This window comes from Geothermobacter hydrogeniphilus, from assembly GCF_002093115.1.
Classification (GTDB): Bacteria; Desulfobacterota; Desulfuromonadia; order Desulfuromonadales; family Geothermobacteraceae; genus Geothermobacter_A; species Geothermobacter_A hydrogeniphilus.
This window is the reverse complement of record NZ_NAAD01000008.1, coordinates 136,865-143,706: the sequence shown is the minus strand read 5'-3', so window position 1 is coordinate 143,706 and position 6,842 is coordinate 136,865. Positions and strand designations below refer to the sequence as shown.

Below are 6,842 nucleotides of genomic sequence, written 5' to 3'. Positions count from 1 at the left end.
GCGGGTCTGCAACGCAGAGTTGATGAAAAAGCCGGCCGGCAAAGGTGCAACAACGTTGATCAGGCCCATATCCGCACCACCGTCTCGAGGCGCTGGATTTTTTATCAAATCAAGGCGCAGACCAATGAGCGCGGAGGCGTAGCGGCAGCTACGTCGCACAAGCGAAGCGGGTCTGCAACGCAGAGTTGATGAAAAAGCCGGCGCCCTCAACAAAAAGCCCGGAGCGGGGCTCCGGGCCTTTTAATCACTTAACCGGACCGGTAAAGATCCAGTCATTGCTGATCACCGCCTGGTGACACTGGATGCAGCCCTTGACCTTGCCGTCCTTGAGGACCTTGCCGTCCGGCGCATACTTGGCCCAGTACCAGTCTCCGGCCTCGGCGTCATAGCCCTTGACCCGGTACATGACGGTCACCGCGGCGAGTTTCTTCTCCGGCGTGTAGTTTTCCTTGACCACGAAGGCACCGTTCGGCAACATGCCGGCCCTGGCGGCAATGGCGTCCTTGGCATCGGGACTGACATAGGTGGTCAGAAACGCACCATGGGGATGGCGTCCCTTGTACAGTTTGCCCTTGCCGGGAAAAAGCGGCCACTGCTGGTAGGGGTCCGCCTGGTGAATGTACTCCCAGACCGCCTTGCCTTCCGCAGCCGGTTTAGCCATGCCGCCGGCAAAGACCGACATCGCGACACCGGCAACCAGGCCGACAACTGCCAGGGCAACAAAAAACATCTGCGTTCTTTTCATCTGCTTGCTCCTTTTTCACGGGTAGGTGGGCTTCACTGTGCCAACCACAGTTGTTGAAGCAGATTTTCATTCTCGATCGGTCGAGAGCAAAAAGAATATCACCGGGATGACAATCTGCAAGATGAGGGCTGGGACTGGAAGTGCCAGGAAGGGGCGCGCTGCGGAACTCTTCCGCAGCCCTCCGCGTCGCCGACAACGGTTCAGCAGAGACGGTCGGGATGAGGCAGCAGCAGCGAGCGGTAGCCGGTTTGCACCAGGCCGGCGCGTTTGAGACGGGCCAGTTCCTCGGCGACCGCTTCACGCGAGGCGCCGATCAGGGTGGCCAGATCCTTCTGGGTCAGCGGCAGACGCACCCCGCCGGATGGGTCGGCGATGCCGTGACGCCCGGCGAGCTGCTCCAGGGTGAAGCAGAGGCGTTCGGCGAGAGGTTTGAAGACCAGATCCTCGAAGCGGGCTTCAAGCTGGCGGAACCTGAAACCGATCAGCTTGACCACCCGGAAGGCGAGCTCGGGATTGCGTTGCAGGATAGCCAGAAACCGGTCACGTTCGAAGCTGCAGACCAGGCTCTCCTCGATGGCCTCGGCGCTGTGACTGCGGGTTCCTTCATCAGCCAGCGCCAGCTCACCGAAAATCTCACCCGGACCGAGAATATCGAGCAGAATCTCCCGACCATCCTCGTTGGTCCGCTCAAGACGGATTTTCCCCTCCTTGACCAGATAGACCCTGTCACTGTCATCATCGGCAAAGTAAAACCGGTGGCGCCGCTGACAACGCAACATGGCGCTGTTGGCGGCCAGCTCGGTCATCTGGGCTTCGCTCAATCCCTTGAACAGTTCGGCTTTCTTGAGATACCAGATTTTCGTCTGCATCGAAACCGTTGCCCGACATCGAGAGATTGGATAAAAAAGACGGAGGGAATCTCCAGCACTGCCGCCGCGAAATAATTTTAAGAGTCTAGCAGGACCCGGCGAACATGACCACGGCAAAAACATGGGTTACGAAGAAGGTTTGACGTTGTGCCGTTCTTCCCCTAAGCTGAGGACGAAGCGATGCGGAATTCAACCAGAGAGACAATGACCTGACCTCATGAAACTCGAAACCTTTGCCATCGCCCTGCTGGTCCTGCTGCTCGCCTTCTACGGCGGCTGGTCCCTCTACGACAAATACGGCGACCATCTGGACGCGGGGCTGCAGACCGGAGTCCAGCCGGCAGCACCGCAGAAAAACCGGAGCGCCGACAACAGCAAGCCGCCGGAACGTCACCCCCTGCCGCCCCGTCATCCGGTCGCGTTGCCGGAAAAACCCTCAGAGGTCAAGGGAGATGGGCCGACGGAGCCCCCCTTCCCGAACAATCTCGAACAGACCGACGGCTACCTGCAGGAACGCGTCACGCAACTGGTTCGGAACCAGCGACTGCGTTCACTGCTGATCCTCAACCACTTCATCCAGAAACTGGTTGTTACCATCGACAATCTCCCCGAAACCACCATTCCCCGTCAGCACCTGCCCCTACGCCCGCCGAAACCGGGCTTCATCACCATCGGTCAGGGCGATGAACAGCTGATCGACAAGACCAACGCCGGGCGCTACACCCCCTACGTCGAACTTTTCGAGGCGGTTCCCGATACCGTCCTGCTGCATATCTACCGCGGTCTCTACCCCCTTTTCCAGCAGGCCTACCGCCAGACCGGCAACCGGAGCGGCTATTTCAACGACCGCCTGATCCAGGTTATCGATCATCTGCTCAGCACCCCCGAGCCGGTGCAGCCGATCAAGGTCATCCGCCACGTCCGCCGCTTTAAATTCGTCAACCCGGGACTGGAGAGCCTCTCCGCCGGGCAGAAAATGCTGATCCGCTGCGGGCCCGAAAACATGCGTCGCGTCAAACAGAAACTGCGTTCCCTGCGCCAGGGTCTGGTCGGCTCCGGAAACGGCTGAAAACTCGAATCTGGATCAAAGTCGAGTTCATCACCGATCCAGGTCGAAAAAAAACCTTGCCATCGACACGCACCCCATGCTAGTGTTCGTTCCAAGTGTAAACAGTGTGCTGGTTTTATTGCTGAACAGGTTCAAAAGCTCATCGATGAGGAATCGACCGCGCAGACCTTCTTGGCTGGGCGGTTTTTATTTATCAGCAACGCAAGGCCGCACCGCAAAGAAAATGTCCCGGAACGGGACACAAGGAGATTCACAATGGCTGAAGGTACCGTGAAGTGGTTCAACGAAGCGAAGGGTTTCGGTTTCATCGAGCAGGACAATGGCCCGGACGTTTTCGTTCACTTTTCCCAGATCGAAGGTGACGGCTTCAAGACTCTCGCCGAAAACGAGCGCGTGAGCTTTGATGTCACCGAAGGGCAGAAAGGCCCTCAGGCCAGCGGCGTGCGCAAAATCTGAGCGTTGACAAAGCATAGGTCGAACAAAAAGCCCCGGAGCAGATGCTCCGGGGCTTTTTTATTAACCTGATTCAGACTACAGATCGAGATTCACCAGCACCCGGCCGTGAGACTCTCCCTTGAGCATCTTGTCGATTTCCGCGCCCAGTCCGTCAAGCCCGACCTCGCGGCTCAACTCGCCGAGCCGGGCCGGCCTCCATTCTCCGGCGAGATTTGTCCAGACCCGAGCGCGGCGCTGATCGTCACATTCGGCCGAATCGATACCGAACAGGCTGACGCCGCGCAGAATGAAGGGGAAAACATTGATCGGCAGGTCGGGTGATCCGACCAGACCGCAACAGGCGACACTGCCGCCGGCGCAGGTCGCCTTGAGAACCGCCGCCAGGGTGGTGCCACCGACACAATCGACCGCCCCCGCCCAGCGTTCGGACAACATCGGCCGCTCGCAGTTCTCGGTCACCGCCTCACGGCTGATGACTTCGGCGGCGCCCAGGCTCTTGAGGAAATCATGTTCGCTCTGCTTGCCGGTCGAGGCGACAACCCGGTAACCGGCCGCCGCCAGAATCGCCACCGCCAGGGAACCGACGCCGCCGGTCGCCCCGGTGACCAGGATATCGCCGGCATCGGCAACAACTCCGGCGCCAACCAGCGCCTGCACCGAAAGCCCGGCCGTCAGCCCGGCGGTACCGAGGATCATGCTTTCCGCCAGGGTCAGTCCCGCCGGCAACGGCAACGCCCAACTGGAAGGAACCCGGATGTACTGACCGAATCCTCCGGCGGTATTCATGCCCAGATCATGTCCGGTCACCAGCACCTGGTCGCCGGGCTGAAAACGACCGTCTGCGCAACTGACCACCTCGCCGGCGGCATCGATACCCGGGGTATGTGGAAACTTGCGGGTCACACCCTTGTTGCCGACAGAGGAAAGGGCATCCTTGAAATTAAGCGACGAATAACGCACCCGCACCAGCAGATCTCCCGCGGGCAGGTCGTCGATACCGCGCTCAACAACTTCGCGGCTGTATTTTTTCGGTTCGGTCTCAGTGATCCAGAAAGCCTTGAACTGTTCACTCATCGGATTCTCCTTCGGGGAAACGGGTTGGCAATGGCATTGAAAGCACTACTCTACCCCAAGGCATTTTTTCGTCAAGCGAAGGTTTCACAACCGACTCCGTCGCCGGCGCGGTTGACCCCCCGGGAATGAGCGTGTAAAGTCCTTACTACCTGGAATGGCAGACCATTCCACTAACGATGCCCCGCATCCCCGTTGCTTCCGGACCCGCCATGCCGAGCCTGCTTGAGATTCACAATCTGAAAACCTATTTCCACTCCGGACCGGAGACGCTCAAGGCCATCGACGGCATCGACATCACCATCGATGCCGGGGAAACCCTGGCCCTGGTCGGTGAATCGGGATGCGGAAAATCGATGACCGCCCTCTCGATCCTGCGCCTGGTTCCCGAACCGGGCCGGATCGCCGAAGGCCGGATCGAGTTTTCCGGGGAAGATCTGCTGTTGCTCCCCGAGGAGGAAATCAGGCGTATTCGCGGCAACCGGATCGCGATGATCTTCCAGGAACCGATGACGTCGCTCAACCCGGTTTTCCGGGTCGGCGACCAGATCTTCGAAGTGCTGCGCCTGCACCGGGGCATGAACCGGCGGGAAGCGACCGCCGCCGCGGCCAGGCTGCTTGAGCAGGTCGGTATTCCCGAACCGAAGCAACGACTCCTGGACTACCCGCATCAACTCTCCGGCGGGCTGCGCCAGCGGGTGATGATCGCCATGGCCCTGGCCTGCGACCCGCAACTGCTGATCGCCGACGAGCCGACCACTGCCCTCGATGTCACGATTCAGGCGCAGATCATGGACCTGCTGGCCGAATTGAAAAGCAGCCGCGACATGGCGACCCTGCTGATCAGTCACGACCTCGGCGTGGTGGCTGAAAACGCCGACCGGGTGGCGATCATGTATGCCGGCCTGATTGTCGAAACCGCCACCACCACATCCCTGTTCGGCAATCCACTGCACCCCTATACCCGCGGCCTGCTGTCCTGCATTCCCCGTCTCGGGGAAGTACGCGAACGGCTCGATCCGATTCCCGGCCAGGTTCCCGACGTCCGCAACCTGCCGGCCGGCTGCAGTTTCAGGGACCGCTGCCCGGAAGCTTTCGGCCCCTGCGCCGAAGGCTGTCCGCCGTTGCGGGAGGTCGAACCCGGCCACTGGGCACGCTGCTGGAGGAACCAATGACAACACCGCTGCTGAAAGTCAGTGATCTGCGAAAATCCTTTACCGTCAAGGGGGGTCCGCTCGGCGGTCCGGTGCGGAAACTGCAGGCGGTGGCGGGCATCAGTTTCGAGATTTTCCCCGGCGAAACCCTGGGACTGGTTGGAGAATCGGGATGCGGAAAATCAACCACCGGGCGCCTGATCCTGCGTCTGATCGACCCCGATCAGGGTGAGATCCGTTTTCAGGGGCAGGATATCGCCACCCTGAGCCAGCGCCAGCTGCGGCCGATCAGGCGCGATCTGCAGATGATTTTCCAGGACCCCTTCTCTTCGCTGAACCCACGCAAGAAGGTCTTCGACATCCTCGCCGAGCCATTCAAACTGCATCGTCTGGTCACCAACGGCAAACTGTCGGAAGCCGTCACCGACCTTGCCGAACGGGTCGGCCTGCGTCCCGAGCATCTGTCGCGCTATCCTCACGAATTCTCCGGCGGGCAGCGTCAACGGATCGGCATCGCCCGGGCGCTGGCGGTGCAACCGAAGCTGATCATCGCCGACGAACCGGTCTCGGCCCTCGACCTGTCGATCCAGGCCCAGGTCATCAACCTGCTGCGCGATATCCAGAAGGAATTCAACCTGGCCTATCTTTTCATCGCCCATGACCTGGCAGTGGTCGAGCACATCAGCGACCGGGTCGCGGTCATGTACCTCGGCCGCATCGTCGAGTTGGCATCGGCCATCGAAATCTACCGGGCACCGCGGCATCCCTACAGTGAAGCCCTGCTCAACGCCATTCCCGAGCCTGACCCGCAACGGAAACGCAAACCGCACCATCTCAGAGGAGAAGTCCCCTCCCCCATCTCACCACCGAGCGGCTGTACCTTTCATCCCCGCTGCCCCTATGCCGAAGAGATCTGCAGCCAACAGGAGCCCGCTCTCGAAGAGCAGGCTCCCGGGCATCTCTCCGCCTGTCATTTCAGTGAAAAAGTCGGCAAATTCCGCAACCGGCCGTCAGACTCCTGACGGCACCCCAGACAACTGAACTCCAACGGCCTGTAGCCCGTTCACCGGTACCGGCCGCGACAATTGGTCATACCGGAAGCAGCAAATTCATGCTGAATGGAAACAACTGAGACCCGGCTGACACACCAACCCTGCACAGTGTGTCAGCAGCGGCACACCACCAAATGGTCTTACCACTGAACGCAGATGTCGAAATGACGACCAACGCCCCGTGGCGACATCCTCCCCGGAACAGGGTGCGGTGAAAATCAGCCGTTTTCGCCAGTTTCAGCCACAAAAACAGGCAAAAACAGGCCACAACCCGCCGGCCCGACACAAAATTAATGTTGGCACGCCGATTGCTTAGTAAATTTGTCAACATGTCGGGGATTCCAAGGACTGATACAAAAACTCCTGCCCCTTTATACGCCGCACCGGGACCTCTCTCCCCCGGGCGGCGTTTTTTTTTGCCGTTTC

At 60.0% G+C, this 6,842-nt stretch carries 8 protein-coding genes; 5 read left to right on the top strand and 3 right to left on the bottom strand.

The window, feature by feature from the left end; all coding sequences use genetic code 11:
* On the top strand, positions 1 to 189 hold a 189-nt coding region (locus B5V00_RS17295; RefSeq protein WP_216355473.1), incomplete at its 5' end, for a hypothetical protein.
* 55 nt (positions 190 to 244) lie between these two features.
* On the opposite strand, the gene B5V00_RS08230 is transcribed toward B5V00_RS17295, so the two are convergent.
* Positions 245 to 745, bottom strand: coding sequence for a cytochrome P460 family protein (locus tag B5V00_RS08230; RefSeq protein ID WP_139800704.1), 501 nt, complete (start codon positions 743 to 745; stop codon positions 245 to 247).
* 200 nt (positions 746 to 945) lie between these two features.
* Positions 946 to 1,614, bottom strand: coding sequence for a Crp/Fnr family transcriptional regulator (locus tag B5V00_RS08225; RefSeq protein WP_172399664.1), 669 nt, complete (start codon positions 1,612 to 1,614; stop codon positions 946 to 948).
* A gap of 217 nt (positions 1,615 to 1,831) precedes the next feature.
* Between B5V00_RS08225 and B5V00_RS08220 the strand changes: the two genes are divergently transcribed.
* Both B5V00_RS08220 and B5V00_RS08215 read left to right on the top strand, forming a co-directional pair.
* A complete protein-coding gene (locus tag B5V00_RS08220) occupies positions 1,832 to 2,683 on the top strand; it encodes a DUF3014 domain-containing protein (protein ID WP_085010292.1) in 852 nt (283 codons plus the stop codon).
* Positions 2,684 to 2,938: 255 nt separating this feature from the next.
* The gene (locus tag B5V00_RS08215; protein WP_085010291.1) at positions 2,939 to 3,139 is read left to right on the top strand and encodes a cold-shock protein; all 201 of its coding nucleotides are present in this window, start codon (positions 2,939 to 2,941) and stop codon (positions 3,137 to 3,139) included.
* Between the two features lie 75 nt (positions 3,140 to 3,214).
* Here B5V00_RS08215 and B5V00_RS08210 read toward each other — a convergent pair whose 3' ends face one another.
* Positions 3,215 to 4,213 (bottom strand): YhdH/YhfP family quinone oxidoreductase, encoded by a 999-nt coding sequence (locus tag B5V00_RS08210; protein ID WP_085010290.1) that lies wholly within the window; start codon positions 4,211 to 4,213, stop codon positions 3,215 to 3,217.
* A 209-nt stretch (positions 4,214 to 4,422) separates the two neighbouring features.
* Between B5V00_RS08210 and B5V00_RS08205 the strand changes: the two genes are divergently transcribed.
* Entirely contained in the window at positions 4,423 to 5,385 is a 963-nt protein-coding gene (locus B5V00_RS08205) for an ABC transporter ATP-binding protein (protein ID WP_085010289.1), read from the top strand.
* The gene (locus B5V00_RS08200) at positions 5,382 to 6,386 is read left to right on the top strand and encodes an ABC transporter ATP-binding protein (protein ID WP_085010288.1); all 1,005 of its coding nucleotides are present in this window, start codon (positions 5,382 to 5,384) and stop codon (positions 6,384 to 6,386) included. The genes B5V00_RS08205 and B5V00_RS08200 overlap by 4 nt, the downstream gene beginning before the upstream one ends.
* Positions 6,387 to 6,842: the final 456 nt, after the last annotated feature.